The sequence below is a fragment of the Treponema primitia ZAS-2 genome (assembly GCF_000214375.1).
Taxonomy (GTDB): Bacteria; Spirochaetota; Spirochaetia; order Treponematales; family Breznakiellaceae; genus Termitinema; species Termitinema primitia.
Genome location: NC_015578.1, coordinates 2,179,032 through 2,196,605 on the forward strand (window position 1 = coordinate 2,179,032; position 17,574 = coordinate 2,196,605).

The following is a 17,574-nucleotide window of genomic DNA, read 5'->3' on the forward strand; positions in this document are numbered from 1 at the left end:
ATGGAAACTAAAAAGGAAGTAATAATTCTGGTGGATGATAATCCGGCGAACCTGCGGGCGGGAAAAAATGTATTAAGCCTGCAGTACAGTGTTTTTACCGCCCCTTCGGCGGAAAAAATGTTCAGCCTTTTAGAAAACAACAAGCCGGATCTGATATTGCTTGATATCGAAATGCCGGAAATGAACGGCTACGAGGCGATAAAAATCCTCAAGGACCGTCCGGAAACCCGTGACATCCCGGTTATATTCGTTACCGGTAAGACCGAGACGGATGATGAGCTTGAAGGCCTGAACCTGGGAGCCGTTGATTATATAACCAAACCATTTCAGCCCTCCCTATTATTAAAACGTATTGAGGTCCATCTTCTGGTACAAGCCCAGCAGCGGGAACTCCAATACTACAACGACAATCTGCGGAAGGCCTTTTCCACCTACGTCTCCGGGGATGTGGTTCAGGACGTAATGAGCGATCCTTCCCGGCTGCAGCTCGGCGGCGCCAAACGGAGCATGACCGCCGTGTTTACGGACATTCAGGGGTTTGCGTCCTTTGCAGAAAAAATGGACCCGGAAGACCTGGTGCGGCTCCTCAATATATACCTCACCGCCATGAGCGATATCCTTCTGGAACAGAAGGGAACCATAGACAAATACAACGGGGACGCCATCATGGCTTTTTTCGGGGCGCCTCTGGATATCCCGGATCACGCCCTGCGGGCCTGCTGTTCCGCAGTTTTAATGAAAAAAAAAGAAAAAGAATTGAACGCCTATTTTCTGGAAAAGGGCCGGAGTCCCGATCCGCTTTTTACCCGGATTGGGATCAATTCGGGTAATATGATTGTGGGGAACATGGGCAGCGAACGGAAGATGAACTATACCATCATGGGCCATGCGGTAAATCTGGCGTCCCGGCTTGAGGGGGTAAACAAACAGTACGGCACACAAATACTGGCGGCCGAAAAAACTATTCAGGAAACCGGTAATAAACTCCTCTGCCGCCGCCTTGACCGTGTCCGGGTGGTAGGGGTGAACACCCCGGTACAGCTCTACGAAATTTTGGATATCGCCGGTGCGGCGCCGGCCGAAACCGTGCAACTCGCCAAACTCTTCAACGCTGCCCTGGAAATTTTTGAAGGCCGTGACTGGACCGCTGCGGAAAGCGCCTTTGAGGGGGTACTAAACATTGCTCCCCAGGATAGGCCGACCCAGCTATTCCGGGACCGCTCCGCAGCCTTCCGGCAAAAACCGCCCGAAGGGGACTGGGACGGGGTATTTAACCTGAACGAAAAATAGGGCCGCTTAAGGCCGGGGTCTCCGTTTTCCCGTGAAGGAGCTGACCCGACTATCCCTGCAATGAAAGCGGAACCCTTATTATCAAAAACAACTTTCCTCCTTTTACGAGCTTCGTGTCGCAACCAGGTACCAATGAAGATGAAACGGCTTTGTACAAAACGGTTATTTTCCTCAAGGTCTATGATAGGTATGGCAGGTTGTTGTTTGATCAAATGCCGCTGCTGGTTTATGGTTCCGTTATGGAAGATTTTGATTATGAGAAATTATTTGACGAAAGTGAAATGAATACGATAGATGTCAATGAATATCGGCAATTTGGGGCAACGGTAAAAAGAGTAAATGACACCATGGATATTGGGTATCTGGTTGATATGAATATGAATTACCGAGACAGGAATATCGTTGCAAGAATTAATGGAGAGAATCCAAGCTTTATCCATAAATATAATGGCAAAAATATTATCATTCATATTGATTGCCTGGGTGATGGGTCTGAGTTCTCTGATGAAAATGCTATGGCGGCTGCATTTTTGGCAACCGGTAAATACAGGCTTGCGATAAACAAGAAGTGTATAAATACTATCGATAAAGCGACTATAAAAACAATAGAAGGTGAAACTGAAATATATTTTCTTGATATATTCGATGAATACCTCGTAGAAATCCCCATACCCCTCATTGTTATGAGCGATATAAACCTTATTTTACATTCAAAATCAACAACCCCGCCGCAGAGCGGCTGGGTATGTTGTTCTGTAAGGAAATTTATTGGACCGGGGTATGCAACCCCTTGCGAATGAAACATCTGGAAGTTGTTGCGGGTATTATAGAATTTAGTGGGAAAATCCTTTGCTTGCAAAAAAGTGCGGGTAAATATGATTATATTTCTTACAGGTTTGAGTTTCCGGGTGGGAAGGTTGAACCAGGAGAATCTAATTGTCAGGCGTTGATGAGGGAGCTTAATGAAGAACTAGCCATGGATATTAACATCCAGGAGCAGGATTTCTACATGACAGTACATCATAGTTATCCGGACTTTGAAATTACCCTGCACAGCTTTTTATGCAGGGTAAATGATGGTAATTTTACACTGAAAGAGCATAAAAGTTTTGTGTGGCTTAAAAAAATGGATCTACTACGTGTTGATTGGGCTGCGGCAGATTTGCCCATAGTCAAGAAATTGATGGAAGATATAGCCTGTGTATGATTTTTTACACTTATGAAAAAGGCGTCGGAGCTGTCGTGGGTTTGCGGAAATGCCTCTGGAACACAAAAAATTGGTACGATTTGTTGAAGCAGGCGAACTTGTAATTTTTTTAGTGTAAACGGTAATCATAGGGGGACTCTGTCTTCCCCGTAAATGATTGCGAATTGATTGAGGGCAGCGCCCCAATCCCGTATAGGCATTGTCCATTTTCTGGAAATGTTTTTCAAGCCCATAAAAATTAATTTCACCGCAGCCTCATCGTTTGGGAAAGACTGGCGGTGTTTGATAATTTTTTGAATCGTGTAATTAACCGATTCAATGGCATTGGTAGTATACACCGCCTTCCTGATTTCAGGTGGGAATTTGAAAAACGGTATGACCTCGTTCCACCGGCTCCGCCAGGACTTTGAAATCATCGGGTATTTTTTATCCCACACTTTTGAGAACTCGTCCAGCGCTTCGGCGGCAAGTTCCGCTGAAGGAGCCAGGTAAATAGTTTTGAGGCTGGCTGTCACCGCCTTCCGGTCTTTGTAGGGGACAAACCGAACTGAGTTTCGGACCATATGGACGATGCAAAGCTGGACCTCGGTTTTGGGGAACACCGCGGCAATGGCGTCGGGAAAACCGGTCAGCCCATCGACGGCGGCGAAGAGGATGTCCTGTACCCCCCGGTTTTTGAGTTCATTCATAATGCCCATCCAAAACTTGGCCCCTTCGTTCTGCTCAATCCAGAGCCCTAACAGCTCTTTCTGGCCGTCCAAACGTATCGCCAAGGCCAAATAAACGGATTTCTTGACTACCGCAGCCCCATCGCGGATATTGACCCGCAGCGCATCCAGGAAAACTACCGGGTAAAAGGGCTCAAGAGCCCGCCCCCGCCATTCGGCTGCCAGTTCCTTAACCTCATCGGTTACCCGGCTGATAAGCTCAGGCGAGACGTCAACCGCGTAGATATCCTTGAGGTGATCTTGAATCTGGCGGGTAGTAAGCCCAAGGGCGTACATCGAAAGGATTTTGTCATCGAACCCCCGAAACTCCCGCTGGTGTTTGGGAACAATTTGAGGCTCGAATGTCCCCTCCCGATCACGTGGGACTTCGACCGGCATCGGCCCGTGGTCGGTCCTCAGCTCTTTGCTGTTTTTGCCATTCCGGCGGTTCGAGATTTGTTTTTCACCCGGGTCGCTTTTCTCATACCCAAGATGCTCGGTCAGCTCAGCCTCCATCGTCCGCTCCACCAGCGCTTTGGTCAGCTGCTTCATGATCCCTTCGGGCCCGTAAAAGTCATCGGGCCCATGGTAGTCCTTCAAAATCTCGTCCAGGACTTCTTTTGAAAAGGCCATACTTGCTCCTTCTAGGTAGTATAGCCGTTTACACTAATTTTGTTACAGGCTCGAAGCAGGCTGGTTAACTCATTCAGACTGTGATACTCGGCCATTAAGTTTTGTTGTGGTGCAAGGCCTTCCGCCTCTGTGTCAAACCCAATCCGGCAGAATCGTTTAAATAGAAGGAAAGCGAATTGTTGCTTGCATCAGCGTCAATTACCAGATATTTATATCCAGCGCCGGTTAATGCTTTGACAAAAAGACAGACAGGGTACTTTTCCCTGTCCCGCCTTTGATTGAATTGATTGCTATGGTCTTCATACATTGCCTTCCTTCTGGGTGTTAACCTGTCCAAGGGAGAGTTCCGGCAAAAGCCCGCTAAAAACATCCCCGGTGGTTACCGCCACATCATTCAAGTCGTTTTCAAGAGCATGATCCGCATATACCTTGAAAACAGCCTCCGTCTTATGCCCGGTGGCCAACATGACTTTGCGGGCTTCAATTTTGTCGGCCATCCGCGCCGCATAAAAATGACGCCAGGAATGGAAAACCACATTCCGCTTCTTCCAATAATCCACCGCCTCTTGACGAATTTTTTTTGCTTCCGCCCGGTCCTTCAGCGCTTCCGGTTTTTGAGATCTCCCCCAATTCTTAACCACATAAGATTCCCCTAAGCGCAAACGAATAAGCATTTTCTTTAAAGCCAGAAGCTGTCCTTCCTGGTCCCAGGGTCTTTCCCTTAAAGAAAGGAATCCAATATAAATAGGCCCTTTCAAGGCTTAATTTGGTGTGGGTCTGGCCAATTCGTAATTTATGGGAGTGTTTTTCTTGTACATAGGGAGAGCGTTTATAATCCCAAAAACGAGTAATAAAATCCTCAAAAAGTTCATCGCCAAGGGTATTTTGCCGGATTATCAAGCTCACAAGCCCTTGGTCCTGAAGGATTTTCTCAATTTTTAGGACATCCTGGCTAGTTAAGGCGGCATTTTTAAGCCCGGCTAGGATTTGGGCTGTACTCAATACATCCGACACTAATCGAGCCGATGGCGAAAGAGCGGTCTTAGGCTGTTTTTTGGGTATTCCTTTAGCCAACCAGTCATAGACAATTAGGAGAGCTTCATCTCTCGTGGATTTACCAGTGGATAAGGCGGAAAGCCGCTGTTTAGTTTCAGGATTGATAAACTGGACGTAAAAAATGCCATTACGAGGGTGTAAATGGAATTGCCGCTCTTGCTGACGTATCATGTCACAATCTCCCTAAGCAAAACCAGAACAAACCCCTTAAATGGGGTTTTGCTCATAGTGCTTGCTCATAGTTTTAATCATGAATGAACGCCAGTTTTCTTGTGGTTCAATTAAATCCTTACAACGTAAGTAGGTATCAGACAAAGATATTATGTTATGAACAGCGATTTATGCTCTTATTCTATTACAGGATATAGAATTAGTCAATAGCAGACATGAAATATTTTACGAAGGTTTATGATAGAAAACGACCCTTTGTTGCATACATAACTGCATACATTTTATGATATTCGACGACAATATCCCCATTCCCAATATGATAAAGGTCATTTTCAAAAGCCTAATCCCGGCCCTTTCTGCCTGAACCCTGCTAGGAGCAGTCCATCCCTGAACCCTGTTCCGCTAACCCAGAGCCCGAAGCCCCGCCTGTGCCCTCCCTTTTTCTGCCTGGTCCCTCGCAAACCGGGGCCGCCATTCCTCAAGCCGCCGCCCCACCCCCTGTTGTATGCCGCCACCTGGCCCCGCTGTCCGCCGCCTGCAACCCGGCGCATACCGAATCCGTAGGACAAACCGCCACAAGCCGTTCCGGTCGCTCCGTAAACTCCGCTCCCTCCACGGCCCATGGCGCTTTACCCATTAACCAAGGGGGATAAAGGCGGGGACACCATCATTCAAACCGGAAGCCTTTACACCCAGCAGTAAAGCTGCCAATCCAGGCGGCCCCGCCTTCCCCCTTGACCCCCATAACCACCCCGGCCATCCAATATGCGCCAACACCCGCCGCCTGCCCTTGGCAAGCGGCGCATCAGCCGTACCTACAGCCTGGCCCAAAGATTCGCCCTGAAAGCCGCACCCCCATTTTGAAGCCCCCGCCCGCAGCCTCCAAAGCCGGGGCATAATTCCCAGCGGCCCTCCATTGCCCCATACCGTCCAGCCCTCATGGGGACTAAACCGCATGGGGCAATTCCGGGCCGCCTAAAGCCCACATCAGCCGGTGGGATCCTCCGGCGCTGCGCTTCTCCGGACACCACCGGCCCCCGTCTTTTCCGCATGGTCCTTCGCATACCGGGGCCATCATCCCCAACCCGCCGCACATCGGCCTTTATCCCCACAAGCCATTATCCCCAGCGCTCCGGGGGCGTCCTGCCCCCTCCGCGCCGCATGGTGGCTAGTCCTCACGCCTCCATGCGTACCGTTATCCACACAGGCAGTTATTCTAACGCCCTAACGGGCGCCGCTGCTTCGCCCGTGTAAACCCTATTTCCCATCGGCTTTTCATAGCACCGTGGGGAGAAATGCGTACAGTGCCCACCCCGGGGCCGCGCAACCTTCAAGCATAGAGTAGTCAGGTGGTGGTGTATGGACGACCTCCATTGTCCCTCCCCCTCGCCGCCGGGCTTCCCCCACTTCCGGAGAAATAGGAGGGGTTTTTTCCACTGTCCCAGCGCCCATTTTATCTTCAACACAGCTTTCCCTGGCTACCGCCACTTTTACTATCACTTTTGCATCGTATCCCTGGGGGCCGCTGGGACAGTGGAAAAAACCCTTGCATCCACGGCTCATAGGGGGAGGAGCAGCCACCGGCGTGGCCGGTGGCAGAGCGGAAAAAAACCACACCGGCGTCCATGCCGGCGTGGTTTTTTCTCCCAGGCGGCGTCCTGCCGCCTCGTCCATACACCACCACAGCGGGGAGTGGTAAGCCCACCCGGTTTTTCGTCTTCCCATGAAGCCCAGCGGAGTCCGCCCCACAGCTGACGCAAGTGTATAACCCCAATCGCTGGTATAAAGGCCCGCATACCGTTACATACATTCGCAATAACCGCCACCCCTACGGGTAGGCGGCAAGAATCCACAACAAAAACCATCATCCCCCAAAGAGGCTCTGCCTACTTCCTCCGTATAACACAGCAACCCCTACGGGGATGCCGTGCCGAGCCCCAATAACCGCCCCTTCGGGGCGGCCAAAAACCAATCCCCGGCAAATGACCAATGACACTCGCAATACCCTAATTTCCGAAACCCCCTCTATTATCTTAAGATATACCTATTTCCCTTTTTTTTATTGTCATAATAGTCATAAAAAAAATAAATAGAAACAGTATTAGTATTCAGTAGTATTGGGTAGCAAAAAATACCCATAAAACGCAATGACAGAAATCCCCCAAAAAAAGCCCATATTTTTGTCATTTATGACAAGGTTTCAGTCATTTTTTGCCCGTGAGGGGGGAGCGCGCGCGCCATAAAATTGCCCGGAATTGCACAGCCTGATTTCAAACCCTGCCGGAACCGGAAAACCAAGCCAGAACCCGTATAAAGAAAAAGCCCTGCGGCATAAAATATACCAGCAGGGCATACACTAAAAACGCCAAAAAACAAGCGCCCGTGTTTTCACTTTCCAACAACCGGGGGCGCACGGGGGCCGCCCAAAAACCGCACGCGAAACATTGAGCGTGTCCTTCCGGTAAAGTTGGCACGGCGTGGGGCTCAATAAAGCCCCAAATACAATAATGGCTACAAGCCCCCGGTGGCCCGGAAAAAATCCCTACTCCTCCCTAGCCCTCAGCATAATCCCCGCCCAGTACCTTGCCTCCGCAGTCCTGGTCCGGCTAAACCCCATCTCCTTCAGCCGCTGGGAAAGAATCCGCTCGCACATCGCCTTCTCGTTATTCTGCTCACACCAATCCTGATACGCCTTAAACAGCTCCCGGATCCTGATACTCACCCCCGGCGACTGAACGCAGCGCTCTTTCAGGAAAATCCCGATCACGTCCATTTCCCCCTTGTAGTCATCGGTCACCGCCAGAACCGCCTCCGGCACCACCAGCCCCTCCCTAAGCCAGCGGTACGCCCCTTCCAGCAGCCAGTTCAGAATCCCCGAAGCTTCCGCCCGCAGCTTTTCCTCCAGGTGCTTGTCCTGCCTGTCCGCCTCAATCCGGGTAGTAAAGGGAATCAGCTTAATCCGCCGCCAGATGCCAAAGTCCGTCCCCTTGACCGTAGGCTTGTGGTTAGTCCCCATGAAAATCTTGAAGGTCGGCGTGAAGGAAAAGTATTCCCCGTAAAGAAACCGCGCAGTAACCTTGTCATTCCCCGTAATCTGCTTAATCAAAGGTTCCGAAAGCCGCCGCCCCTGGTCAAGCTCGGTAGTACTCACAAACCGCGCCCCCCGCAGCCGGGCAATATCGTTGGTAGCCTGCTCATTGTTCCGCTTCATAAACGTATCGGTAGTAGTAGTAATCGCGTAGTCCCCCAGGATATACATCAGGGTATTCAGAAAAGTACTCTTGCCATTGGCGCCGGACCCAAACAGAATAAACATAGACTGCTCCGACACATCCCCGGTAATAGCCATCCCCGTCACGGCCTGCAGAAAGCCGATAATATCCCCGTTGCAGTTCATGATCTCCCGGACAAACTGCTTCCACGCCGGACAGCCCGCCGCCGGGTCATACACTACATTGGCAGTTTTAGTAATCATGTCCTCCTGCCTATGCTCCCGGAACAAACCGCCCTTAATGTCAATGGTGCCATTCTGCACATTGAGCAGCCAGGGGTTGCTGTCCAGCTCCTCGCTGGAAATATTCAGCTCCCTAATCCAGGAAGCCGCCTTGATAAACGCCTCCCGCCGCCTCACACTTTCGCTCAGCATGGCGTACTTCTCGATTTCTATCCGTTCCCGGTAATCCTGGGTCTTCAGCAGATCGTCATAAATACCTCGGACCATAGCCAGCCCCTTTTCATGAATCAAGGCCCCGTCATCTATCCGCCAGCAGGTACCGTCCCAGACAACCCACTTCTTCCAAGCCCCGTTATACCGGATATCCCGCCCATAAATACTGAGCAGCCGCTCCGCATTGGTAGCATCGGTAAACTGAATTTTCCCGGCCTTCAAATCGCTGATACGCAGATACATTGATTCGTCGCCCACCCGTTCCGCCATTATAAACCCTCCTGCCTTAAACCAGCCGCATACATCCTGAACCGGAACGCCACCAGATCAAAGGCAATCTCCGGCGTAGACTCAGGCAGCTCCTGCATCATCCGCCCATACATGGAGTACAAAAAAGTAAGGGAACCAGGCTTCCCCAGATATTCCCGGTTTTTGAAAAACGCCACCGCCCGGTATTCGTCATCCGGGATATCTTGTTTCCGCGCCCGGTACCACGTCAAAAGATCATCAGCCCATTCAATCTCATGGGCAGCGTACTCCTCCAGCGCCTTCCGTTGGCGGCGCACATTGTATTGGTACCGTTCCGTCCAATCAACCTTACGCATACACCTGTCCCTAAATGAAAAAACGAGAAAAAAGTGCCATTGAACTACTACAGCATTACTACAAAAATCGGGAAACAAGGGCGGGGACCGCGCCCTCAAAACAAAGACTGCCCTAAACCCATCCCCTGCCACAGCAAAGGGAATACCAAGCAACCAGCGTATAAAGCAGATAAGCAGCAGCAAAGCTATTCCTTTCCGCCATGAATGGCGGTTTTTACCAGGCTTTAGGTGTAGTTTAGTTTTGCTAAACTACAAGCTCATAAAATGCCATGGAGGGCATTTTATGAGCCCTCTTGCCACACAAAGACCCGCACCGTTTCCCCGGCAGCAGTCCGCCCATCGGCAAAGGTGATGAACGCCCACAGGGACCACCACCCGACCTTGTCAATCTCCTCCTCAAGGCACTCATGGAAAATAACCCCTCGTGCCACATCTCCCACACCTGCCGTAAAACTCCCCGTTGAGCCGTCAGGTTTCCGGTACTTAATCGCCGCCGATAAACACCCTTCCAAATCCGTAAAGGTTTTCACGGTAATCCGCAGTGCACTCTGTCCCCGATAAATCCGATTCATCTGTCCCCCTAATGGATACGGCTCTCAAGCACAATCTCCCGGCATATCGCCGACTTCAAAACAAGCTCCTCATTACTTTTTAGGAACCGCCGCAAAAGAAAATCCCGCACAAACCCTACCGTAGCCAGCCTGATAAAAACTCCCAGGCTCCGCAGCGCCTCCCCCGTAGTTCCTGCAGTGTCAAACGCTTCCCGGTGATATTCCCCCAGATGAGCCGTCCCCGCACGGCTCCCCGCAGCTGCATACATCCCCCGTACATAGTCCCCCCAATGCCCCACTGCATCGGAAACTCCCGCCTTCCCGGTCAAAACCCTCAGCAGCAAAGCTGCCCGGCCTGTGGCATCGCTCTCCCTGACGGTCATCAGCATAACCCGAAAAATACCCCGTTTCGTACTGCCGCCCCCGTCAAGGCTTCTCCCGGTTTCAATAATACTGCGCTTATTACCGACAAAACGGCTTTGCGCCGTTGTCGTTTTCACCGTATCTACCGCTTTCCGCAGTAAAGCCCGGCTACCTTTGAGTAAGTCACCAGCTTTTAGCTGTTGGGCCAGTTTCCGGTATATCCCCGCAGCACGGCTTGCCAGGCCCGTCCCCTTTACCGTCGCCGTGTGTTTCCGCACATAGGATGAACCGTGTCCCAGGGCACTGGTATTCCCCCCATCCATGACGCTGACCCGCTTATAACTTGACGTGTGCCCCAGGCCTGCATTATTCCTGCCATTCATAGCCAGAGTCTTTTTATAGGACGCCTCAGGTTTCAATATATCACTTAGTTTTACCCCCTGTGCCAGTGTCTTCTTATAGGCTGCCACAAGTTTCCGGGAATCGCCTAGCGTTACTCCCTGGGCCAGCGTCCTGATATAGGCATTTGCCGGTATTTCAAGGTATATGCTCATCTTCATGTCGTACCGTGCATTGGGCAGCACATTCCTGTATTCGCTTCTTGGATCATTAAATTTGTCATTAAAAATACCAATATCCAAAAACATCAGATCAGAGAGCATTTCATACACCGTGCTATAGTATTCCCTATAGCTGGGGTCAAGCTGCAATTCCTGTGCCCGGAACAAAGGAACGCCATAATCGAATTGCAGAGCCACCCCATTACCATAAAACCCAAACCATATATCCGTATTTGCCGCAATAGCATTAGGGGTAATGGTTGATTTTATCCATCGGTTGATATTTATATACTCATAATTATGGTTTTCCGGCAAAGGGTACCCATAGGTAAACTGATAGCTAAGCAGCTGTTTTGGCCTATTGCCATAATTGCTGTATATAAAAGGCGCAATCGTACAGTCATAGCCGTCCATAATTTTCCCTGCTTTATGGATATACGCATAACAGTCATAGGTTCCATTAAGCGCCACCGGTGTGTTGTATTTATTGAAAGCCGCTTCTTCATACAGCTCTATCCACATGGCGCGTTTCACATTATCCATGGTTTTACCAGGATAGTATTCCTGGCAAGTTTCCCAGTCATCGTAACTTAAATAATCATACTCGTAATACGCCCCAACCGTATTTGACCCGATAACCGGGTCCACCACCACCGGGTACTGAGCTTCCCCCAGCCACCTTTCCGGAATAGTAATAGTCATGACCCCATTTTCTATCCACACATCCCCCCAAACCTTCTGCCCCCGTGCGTCAATAATCCTGGGCCGGTGTATATGGCAAATCTTCCCGGTCCCCACATGGTAGGCGGGGGAGTTAATAACCATCTCCTTTTTATAAACCGCATAGCTTCCCCGCAGTATTTCAGGCCCGAAAGAATCAGGCTGCCTGAAAAAATCAAACTGCTCCCAGCCCTCAATAGCCACAAAGACCTGGTTACCCTCCGGTTCCCGGTTCAGGATAAGGTCATACTCAAAATGCGAACCATCAAGTATCGTAAATCGGTGGCTTTCCCGTTCCCCGGAGTAGTGGAGCGTTCTCTTGTCCCCCCGCAGGGTATAGGAATCCCCGGTAATAGGGCTGAACCGCAGGGCATCCCTGCCCCAGCGGTTCAGCTTCCAGGAAGGGACTTTGCTCCCCAGGCTTACCATCAGCGGAAAATCTTGCGGTGATTGTAAAAATTGTGCCATGGTTTATTGTCCAAGAATAGTTATTTCCCACAGCACCTGCAGGGTATCGCTGATAGTAACATTCACCACCGGCGTAATCTGCGCATACGCCAGGCAATTAGAAGCCGTGGCGTTCCCGTTGAGCAGACACGCTTCGTTTATCCCGTTTGCGTTCAAAGCCCCGGCGGCAAAACTCGCCCGGTAGGTAATAGTGGTATCCCCGGTATTCCCCCAGGCCGCCTTCAACGCCGGGTACCCGCTGTCCAGAGCTTTCATACTCCCCGTAGGGGTATTGCACCGGACATTAGTCTTAACGCTGTTCCCGGTCCAGCCTGTCCCCACTTGAATAAATCCGGCGGAACTACTCACCTTTGTTTTCGTAGGCGAAACCAGCAACGCATCAGCAATCAGCGCGTCACCCTCTCTCGTAACAATATTGTGATGATGGTACAGCATAGGCCGCCCCGGCACACGAAAGAGCCTACCAAACCACCCAGGCGCCCTCCGTTTGATATTCCCGTCCTTATCCAGAACCCGAACCGTAACCATCCCACGAACCCTAATCCTGTCTTTCATTAGTTCCCCCCAAATATCAAAATACTTCCGGCGCCTAAAACAAGCCCGGAAAAAAGGCAAATCACCCCCGTAATAATCATCTTTTTCATTCTGCCCGCTTTTTCATCCCGGTACTGCTGTTCCCAGCGTCGCGCCTCCGCCAGGGCCGCCGCCGTTTCCCGCCGTGCCGTCCCTTCCCGGTCCAGGGCAGCCATGGACGCAGCCTTTGCCGCCTCAGCCGCCGCGCTTTCAATCGCTTCCTCCGCTGCCTCGGACAGTTCCGCCACCAGCGCCGTCACTTCTGTATCGCTGTAGAATCTCATCCCGCCGTTCCCGGAATCGCTCAACATTACTGTCGGAACTTCCCCGGACACCGGGAAGCTCCAAAAACTCATAAGGATCACGAGCGCTGTACTCCTCCCGCAATTCCTGTATTTCACGCTCAGCCTCCCATTGTTCGATAATCGCCAGGTCCCGTTCCCGGAGCCGAATCGCCGCAAGCGCCATCCCCACTAGCAGCAGAGCCGACCCCGCCCCGACAGCCACCCCCCGCCAGAAATCCCCCATCCCTGCTTCCTCCTCGTGCAATAACCTTGAGCCCCACAATCCCGAACAGCACCATTACCATAACCGCAAACCATATCCAGTCCCGGATAAGCCCCTTCACTAAAAGCCACGTTGCCAGGTACAAGCAGAAGGGCTTAAACCCCAGCATCTTGGAAGGCAGGGCAATAAGCCGCTTTCCCAGAATCACCAACAGTTCTTTTTCCGAATGTTCCCAGCTTGCCTTGTCGCTAATCTGTATCCCGTCAGAATCGCTCATAAAGCTATTTCCATATAGCGCCTGAGTTCCGGGTCCACATCGTAGCGCGATCCTTCATGGGACAAACGGACCAGTGCTGCCCGGTCCAGCCCCCGGATTGCGGTAGACGATCCCCGGTTCCAGAACCACGCAGAAAGGAAGTCCAAACTGCGGACCCGTGCGCCCCCTTCCTGGGAATTAAGCACCACGCCGTCCCCAACCAGCCCCGCAACATGGGAAGCCGCCCCGGTTTTCCCGTCAACAAAAAACGCCGCCCTGATACCGTCAGGTGAAGGGCGCTGTGCCGTAAACACCCGCTTGTACAAATCATCCGCAGTAGTCCTGATAAAGTGCCCGGTAGCCGCAAGCAAAGCCAGGCACACTGCGCCGGAACAGTCCGACGATTCCGGGTTTTCCTTCCCCCAGCCGTAGGGCGAATTAAACTGCAATAGCAGAAAGTAGATAAACTTCTCCGCCTCTGTCATCCGGTCAAACTGACGCTGTTCGTTCTCAAAAACCCTGTCCCATTTAATACCCATCATTTAGCTCCATGCCGAAAAAAATTGACAATAATACTCACCGCCAGCGCCGCCCCCGCAATAAGCACGCTCACCGTAGCCTTCAAATCCCCCCTCCGTTCTTTCTCCTGTTTTTCCAGCTTTTCAACCCGCCCCATCACATGAACCTTAAACTCCCGCAGTTCCCCTTTCAGTTCCCGCATTTCCGCAATGGTATCAACCAACAGCCGCTGTAATTCCTCGCCCATACAAACCCCCTAATTCCTGCTATTCTTCCATAATCCTGAACGCCGCCACAAACGCCGCATCCCGCTTATACCGCAGAGAAAAGGCATTAACCGTCCCCTGCACTGTTTCACCATTGGCTTTGATTTGCACCGTTGCGCCGACCCGCCCATGAAACAAAGCCCGGTGGGTCTTGACCGTAAACTCCCGCCGCTCCTGCAAGCGATCCGCAAGTTCCCGGGCCGCCCAGTCCTCGTATTGAGGGCGCCCATTAACCACATCTTCTGAAAAATAGGAGCCCGTAACATTCAGCGCACAAGTTCCCTGCAAATCAACCGCATTGCTGTCCCGCAAGAAGCAGGAGCGGTTCAGGTCCAGCACAATAGACCGCCCATGAATCGAAGCAATTACCAGATCCCCTTCTTTCCGTTTCTCAACTTCAATAGTAATGTACGCCCGGTCGTGCCTGGTAGTAACATCGTAGTGGGAATACGCAAATGAACAGCCGTCAAACATCAGCCGTTCCGTAGCTTCTTCCACCGTATCTATATTGTCAGCATATAGAACCGCCCGCTCATTTCCCTTTTCATCCCGGACCCGGTACTTTGCTTCATATTCTCCAAGCACAATACTCCGCAGGTTTATTAACCGGAACGGATAAAAATCCGTCATCCCATCATCATACAGCACTGGAGGGTCCGTATACCGCCAGATTTCCTGTTTTTCCAGAACCACCGGCATATTGATTTTAAGCCGCACCGTATTCCGGTACCGCTCCGCCCGCGCCGTTTTCCGCAGATAAAAAATATCCCTCCCGGAAAAAATATAGGAAGCGGAACCCTCCGGGTTTCCATCGTCAGCAGTATCCGGTTCCGCCTGGTAGGGCGAATGGGCAAAGACCAGGGGCTTCTCAACCGGGCATTCCAGGTGGCACCGATACGCCGTGGCCAGTTCAGACAGTTCTGCCCAGATATTTTTGGTTAATTTCACATAGGGCAGGGCAATAGGAATAGTTGCGCAGTCAATATCCGCCGCCTCAATCCCCGCCCGCTTCGCAATCAAATGAACCAATGATTTTTCCGGCTGTGTTTTGTCGCACACAACCGAGTAGGTAAAAACCTCATGCTGGGTCCAGTCCCGGCTCTCGTCAGACCGCCGCAGAAACACTGAACGGTCCCCCAGAGCCAGCCGCACCAACCGCCGCCGCCCCGGCCCCCGAATATCCTGGAACCCCTTATGGTCCACATACAGGACAAAACGCTGAAACCAGGGCAAGCCCTCACCCAGGGAAAAACTAACCCGCACTTCCCGGCCCGCCCCATTGCCGCTATAGGCATAGTTCCCAGAGGTGTTATCCAGCAGCAGTTCCCCCCGTGCCGTAGTCCCCCCGGCAGTTTCCTTGAGCCCAAAAAACGAAGCTTCAATAATATCCCGTTCAGATACGGTTTCAAAAACCCCATTCCCGGCAAAATCAAGGCTAACCCGTACCCGGACCGCCGCCATCCCCTTGTCAATCGCCTCTTTCAAAGAATCATCGACCGTATAAAACCTCATTCGATAACCCCTTCTTCGGTGTTATAAACCTCAGCCGAAAAACTCCCCGTACAGTAATACCGCAGTGGTCCGATAAGCGCATCAGCAGCATTAACCGCCGTTTCGTCAGCCATCAGCGCCAGCCGCGAAAGGGAAAGCCGGAACGCCCCGTACATACAGTGGACATAATGATCATTCAGTAATTGTGCGGTAATTTCCAAAGACTCAATAAGCGGAGGCAGTTCCCCCGTTTCTCCCAGAACTCGGTGTATCCATACCTCCGTTTGCGTCCCACCTGCCCTGCGGACAGCAATAGTCAGCCCATAGATATTCTTTTGCTCAATGCCGTTTATCCGGTAGCTAACCCTGTCTTCATTAAAGCGTTCTCCCCCGCACACCGCCGCCTTTTCCAGATATGGATACGGAACCGGCGGCATATCCCCGGCAATATCCAGTTTCAGCTTGATCAAGGAAGCTTGCTTCCATTCGTTCCTCATAACCCGCAGTTCAAACCCCCGGACCCGGCACCCTTCATACAATGTCCGCACCGCCCCCCGGTCCTGTATCAGGTCAAAGCTCAGGCCGCTTTCCATAGGCACCAGGCATACCGGATGGCAGTATAAAACCCGTGTCCCGCTCACATACACCGGAAGGCCGGCCCGCCCCAGGGCCAGCGCAAAAAGCAGCGGCGCCGTCCCGATGGAAAGGGGCGTAACCACGCACCCCGTACCCCCCCGGCTCACCCGGATAGCCCCGCAGTTTCCATCCCCTTCGATAGCCGCTTCTTCTTTCAATAGAGATACCGCTTCCCGGATCGTTTCCTCCGCGTAGGGCAGCCCCAATTCCCGGTACCCTGTTTTCAGGGTGATACCGCAGTCCCGTCCCTGTACGTTCATACCGTTATTCCCTCCACCGTAACCCGCAGGGTAACAATCAGTTCCCAGCAGTCCCCGCAGTACGGTTTCTTTGGGGGCACATATTTTTTCCCGGTTATAACCGCCCGGTCCGCCACGCCCCCCAGGGTAGGGTCCTCCGCCAGGGCCGTGCTAATCGCCGCCCCATACGCATAGACATCCCGTTCGCTGTCAGGCGTTTTCGGCACTTCCAGACTTAAGGTCAGCGCATACGCATCCACCCGGATAATCCGTTCCTTCTCTGACTGCTCATATTCCGCAAGCCGCAGGATCGGCACAGCAGAAAAGCCACCCAGGGGAACGCCAAACTCTATAGGGGGAATCTGAAATTCCGCTTCCCCCAGCAGTTCATTGACCCGCCCGGTCAGCATCTCTTTAATTCTTTGCAGAATAATTTCCTCTCTATATTTCACTCGACCCTCCCCATTCCTCATTGTTAAATTATCCTCCGTTGATACGGCTCCAAAAGTTCCTTAGCCCGCTCCGGCATCTTCGCTTCCAAAAACTCCCCGTTCATTCTTTGGCCCCCGCTGCCCCCTGCTACCCCAACCTTCTTCCCCCGGAACCGCGCCATGTTCCATACCGCCAGTTCAAGGCAAGCAGAAGCCAGGTCCGCCGGGGCATCTGTGGGCTTATACCCCGCCACATACCGTACCCGTACCGAAAACGGTGACGAAACCACTCCCGGCCGAATTTCCAGGCAAAACGGAATATCCTCCCCAACCCCGCACTGCGGTATGCAGTGGAACAATTCAGGATCAATGTCCTCAACGGGTTTCCAGGGCCTGTATTTTTGAGCCTCTAAAATTTTCCGTACCGGGTATTGCTTGAGCGGTACAAACGGATCGTCCGAATATTCATGTATTTCCGTCAGTTTGCTTATCAGAAGCCGCCGCCTGCAATATTGCTCTATGCTGTAGGTGGCGGTTACAAGACAGTACCGGGAGAGGGCATCGTCCCGGTCATCAATGCCGAGGATCTCCTTAAAGTCCGCAAGGGAGATCAGTGAATGAAAGGAACCTGCGGTTCCCATTGTTTGGTTTTCCATGA

22 protein-coding genes are annotated in these 17,574 nt (G+C 51.8%); 4 read left to right on the forward strand and 18 right to left on the reverse strand.

Features of this window, described 5'->3' with window-relative positions; translation table 11 throughout:
* The 3 genes from TREPR_RS09525 (at nucleotide 1) to TREPR_RS09535 (ending at nucleotide 2,497) form a co-directional block, all read left to right on the forward strand.
* Nucleotides 1-1,290, forward strand: a complete 1,290-nt coding sequence (locus TREPR_RS09525) for a response regulator (RefSeq protein ID WP_015708099.1) — start codon at nucleotides 1-3, stop codon at nucleotides 1,288-1,290.
* A 239-nt stretch (nucleotides 1,291-1,529) separates the two neighbouring features.
* Nucleotides 1,530-2,090, forward strand: coding sequence for a hypothetical protein (locus TREPR_RS09530; protein WP_148257279.1), 561 nt, complete (start codon nucleotides 1,530-1,532; stop codon nucleotides 2,088-2,090).
* The gene (locus tag TREPR_RS09535) at nucleotides 2,087-2,497 is read left to right on the forward strand and encodes a (deoxy)nucleoside triphosphate pyrophosphohydrolase (RefSeq protein ID WP_041611118.1); all 411 of its coding nucleotides are present in this window, start codon (nucleotides 2,087-2,089) and stop codon (nucleotides 2,495-2,497) included. The genes TREPR_RS09530 and TREPR_RS09535 overlap by 4 nt, the downstream gene beginning before the upstream one ends.
* A 125-nt stretch (nucleotides 2,498-2,622) precedes the next feature.
* Here TREPR_RS09535 and TREPR_RS09540 read toward each other — a convergent pair whose 3' ends face one another.
* The 4 genes from TREPR_RS09540 to TREPR_RS18625 form a co-directional block, all read right to left on the reverse strand.
* Entirely contained in the window at nucleotides 2,623-3,837 is a 1,215-nt protein-coding gene (locus TREPR_RS09540) for an IS256 family transposase (RefSeq protein ID WP_015707812.1), read from the reverse strand.
* Nucleotides 3,838-4,136: 299 nt separating this feature from the next.
* Entirely contained in the window at nucleotides 4,137-4,478 is a 342-nt protein-coding gene (locus tag TREPR_RS09550) for a site-specific integrase (protein ID WP_015708102.1), read from the reverse strand.
* Nucleotides 4,471-5,064: a hypothetical protein gene (locus TREPR_RS09555; protein WP_015708103.1), complete on the reverse strand. Its 594-nt coding sequence runs from the start codon at nucleotides 5,062-5,064 to the stop codon at nucleotides 4,471-4,473. Before TREPR_RS09555 ends, TREPR_RS09550 begins: the two co-directional genes overlap by 8 nt.
* 332 nt (nucleotides 5,065-5,396) lie before the next feature.
* Nucleotides 5,397-5,615, reverse strand: a complete 219-nt coding sequence (locus tag TREPR_RS18625) for a hypothetical protein (protein ID WP_015708104.1) — start codon at nucleotides 5,613-5,615, stop codon at nucleotides 5,397-5,399.
* A gap of 388 nt (nucleotides 5,616-6,003) precedes the next feature.
* On the opposite strand from TREPR_RS18625, the gene TREPR_RS18630 reads away from it, so the two are divergent.
* The gene (locus tag TREPR_RS18630) at nucleotides 6,004-6,318 is read left to right on the forward strand and encodes a hypothetical protein (RefSeq protein WP_169313417.1); all 315 of its coding nucleotides are present in this window, start codon (nucleotides 6,004-6,006) and stop codon (nucleotides 6,316-6,318) included.
* Between the two features lie 21 nt (nucleotides 6,319-6,339).
* Here the strand turns inward: TREPR_RS18630 and TREPR_RS09570 are convergent, their stop codons facing one another.
* The 14 genes from TREPR_RS09570 to TREPR_RS09635 form a co-directional block, all read right to left on the reverse strand.
* Nucleotides 6,340-6,789, reverse strand: coding sequence for a hypothetical protein (locus TREPR_RS09570; RefSeq protein ID WP_169313418.1), 450 nt, complete (start codon nucleotides 6,787-6,789; stop codon nucleotides 6,340-6,342).
* A gap of 817 nt (nucleotides 6,790-7,606) precedes the next feature.
* Nucleotides 7,607-9,001 (reverse strand): DNA primase family protein, encoded by a 1,395-nt coding sequence (locus TREPR_RS09575; RefSeq protein WP_015708110.1) that lies wholly within the window; start codon nucleotides 8,999-9,001, stop codon nucleotides 7,607-7,609.
* A complete protein-coding gene (locus tag TREPR_RS09580) occupies nucleotides 9,001-9,336 on the reverse strand; it encodes a hypothetical protein (RefSeq protein ID WP_015708111.1) in 336 nt (111 codons plus the stop codon). Before TREPR_RS09580 ends, TREPR_RS09575 begins: the two co-directional genes overlap by 1 nt.
* Before the next feature lie 281 nt (nucleotides 9,337-9,617).
* A complete protein-coding gene (locus TREPR_RS09585; protein WP_015708112.1) occupies nucleotides 9,618-9,908 on the reverse strand; it encodes a hypothetical protein in 291 nt (96 codons plus the stop codon).
* Nucleotides 9,909-9,916: 8 nt separating this feature from the next.
* On the reverse strand, nucleotides 9,917-11,998 hold the full coding sequence (locus tag TREPR_RS09590) for a hypothetical protein (protein ID WP_041611121.1): 2,082 nt from the start codon (nucleotides 11,996-11,998) through the stop codon (nucleotides 9,917-9,919).
* A gap of 3 nt (nucleotides 11,999-12,001) precedes the next feature.
* The gene (locus TREPR_RS09595) at nucleotides 12,002-12,553 is read right to left on the reverse strand and encodes a hypothetical protein (protein ID WP_041611122.1); all 552 of its coding nucleotides are present in this window, start codon (nucleotides 12,551-12,553) and stop codon (nucleotides 12,002-12,004) included.
* Nucleotides 12,553-12,927, reverse strand: coding sequence for an ABC transporter permease (locus TREPR_RS09600; RefSeq protein WP_425358179.1), 375 nt, complete (start codon nucleotides 12,925-12,927; stop codon nucleotides 12,553-12,555). The genes TREPR_RS09595 and TREPR_RS09600 overlap by 1 nt, the downstream gene beginning before the upstream one ends.
* Before the next feature lie 47 nt (nucleotides 12,928-12,974).
* On the reverse strand, nucleotides 12,975-13,355 hold the full coding sequence (locus TREPR_RS18970) for a hypothetical protein (protein ID WP_015708116.1): 381 nt from the start codon (nucleotides 13,353-13,355) through the stop codon (nucleotides 12,975-12,977).
* On the reverse strand, nucleotides 13,352-13,876 hold the full coding sequence (locus tag TREPR_RS09610; RefSeq protein WP_245534716.1) for an NlpC/P60 family protein: 525 nt from the start codon (nucleotides 13,874-13,876) through the stop codon (nucleotides 13,352-13,354). The genes TREPR_RS18970 and TREPR_RS09610 overlap by 4 nt, the downstream gene beginning before the upstream one ends.
* A complete protein-coding gene (locus TREPR_RS09615; RefSeq protein ID WP_015708118.1) occupies nucleotides 13,873-14,100 on the reverse strand; it encodes a hypothetical protein in 228 nt (75 codons plus the stop codon). Before TREPR_RS09615 ends, TREPR_RS09610 begins: the two co-directional genes overlap by 4 nt.
* A 19-nt stretch (nucleotides 14,101-14,119) precedes the next feature.
* Entirely contained in the window at nucleotides 14,120-15,631 is a 1,512-nt protein-coding gene (locus tag TREPR_RS09620) for a hypothetical protein (protein WP_015708119.1), read from the reverse strand.
* Nucleotides 15,628-16,506, reverse strand: a complete 879-nt coding sequence (locus TREPR_RS09625) for a hypothetical protein (RefSeq protein ID WP_015708120.1) — start codon at nucleotides 16,504-16,506, stop codon at nucleotides 15,628-15,630. Before TREPR_RS09625 ends, TREPR_RS09620 begins: the two co-directional genes overlap by 4 nt.
* On the reverse strand, nucleotides 16,503-16,937 hold the full coding sequence (locus tag TREPR_RS09630; RefSeq protein WP_015708121.1) for a hypothetical protein: 435 nt from the start codon (nucleotides 16,935-16,937) through the stop codon (nucleotides 16,503-16,505). Before TREPR_RS09630 ends, TREPR_RS09625 begins: the two co-directional genes overlap by 4 nt.
* A gap of 23 nt (nucleotides 16,938-16,960) precedes the next feature.
* A complete protein-coding gene (locus TREPR_RS09635; RefSeq protein ID WP_245534717.1) occupies nucleotides 16,961-17,572 on the reverse strand; it encodes a head-tail connector protein in 612 nt (203 codons plus the stop codon).
* Nucleotides 17,573-17,574 lie beyond the last annotated feature (2 nt).

Coding starts and splice junctions, on each gene's coding strand:
- TREPR_RS09525 (WP_015708099.1), top strand. CDS start 1: ATGGAAACTAAAAAGGAAGTAATAATTCTGGTGGATGATAATCCGGCG.
- TREPR_RS09530 (WP_148257279.1), top strand. CDS start 1,530: ATGGAAGATTTTGATTATGAGAAATTATTTGACGAAAGTGAAATGAAT.
- TREPR_RS09535 (WP_041611118.1), top strand. CDS start 2,087: ATGAAACATCTGGAAGTTGTTGCGGGTATTATAGAATTTAGTGGGAAA.
- TREPR_RS09540 (WP_015707812.1), bottom strand. CDS start 3,837: ATGGCCTTTTCAAAAGAAGTCCTGGACGAGATTTTGAAGGACTACCAT.
- TREPR_RS09555 (WP_015708103.1), bottom strand. CDS start 5,064: ATGATACGTCAGCAAGAGCGGCAATTCCATTTACACCCTCGTAATGGC.
- TREPR_RS18625 (WP_015708104.1), bottom strand. CDS start 5,615: ATGCGCCGGGTTGCAGGCGGCGGACAGCGGGGCCAGGTGGCGGCATAC.
- TREPR_RS18630 (WP_169313417.1), top strand. CDS start 6,004: ATGGGGACTAAACCGCATGGGGCAATTCCGGGCCGCCTAAAGCCCACA.
- TREPR_RS09570 (WP_169313418.1), bottom strand. CDS start 6,789: ATGGGAAGACGAAAAACCGGGTGGGCTTACCACTCCCCGCTGTGGTGG.
- TREPR_RS09575 (WP_015708110.1), bottom strand. CDS start 9,001: ATGGCGGAACGGGTGGGCGACGAATCAATGTATCTGCGTATCAGCGAT.
- TREPR_RS09580 (WP_015708111.1), bottom strand. CDS start 9,336: ATGCGTAAGGTTGATTGGACGGAACGGTACCAATACAATGTGCGCCGC.
- TREPR_RS09585 (WP_015708112.1), bottom strand. CDS start 9,908: ATGAATCGGATTTATCGGGGACAGAGTGCACTGCGGATTACCGTGAAA.
- TREPR_RS09590 (WP_041611121.1), bottom strand. CDS start 11,998: ATGGCACAATTTTTACAATCACCGCAAGATTTTCCGCTGATGGTAAGC.
- TREPR_RS09595 (WP_041611122.1), bottom strand. CDS start 12,553: ATGAAAGACAGGATTAGGGTTCGTGGGATGGTTACGGTTCGGGTTCTG.
- TREPR_RS09600 (WP_425358179.1), bottom strand. CDS start 12,927: ATGAGTTTTTGGAGCTTCCCGGTGTCCGGGGAAGTTCCGACAGTAATG.
- TREPR_RS18970 (WP_015708116.1), bottom strand. CDS start 13,355: ATGAGCGATTCTGACGGGATACAGATTAGCGACAAGGCAAGCTGGGAA.
- TREPR_RS09610 (WP_245534716.1), bottom strand. CDS start 13,876: ATGATGGGTATTAAATGGGACAGGGTTTTTGAGAACGAACAGCGTCAG.
- TREPR_RS09615 (WP_015708118.1), bottom strand. CDS start 14,100: ATGGGCGAGGAATTACAGCGGCTGTTGGTTGATACCATTGCGGAAATG.
- TREPR_RS09620 (WP_015708119.1), bottom strand. CDS start 15,631: ATGAGGTTTTATACGGTCGATGATTCTTTGAAAGAGGCGATTGACAAG.
- TREPR_RS09625 (WP_015708120.1), bottom strand. CDS start 16,506: ATGAACGTACAGGGACGGGACTGCGGTATCACCCTGAAAACAGGGTAC.
- TREPR_RS09635 (WP_245534717.1), bottom strand. CDS start 17,572: ATGGAAAACCAAACAATGGGAACCGCAGGTTCCTTTCATTCACTGATC.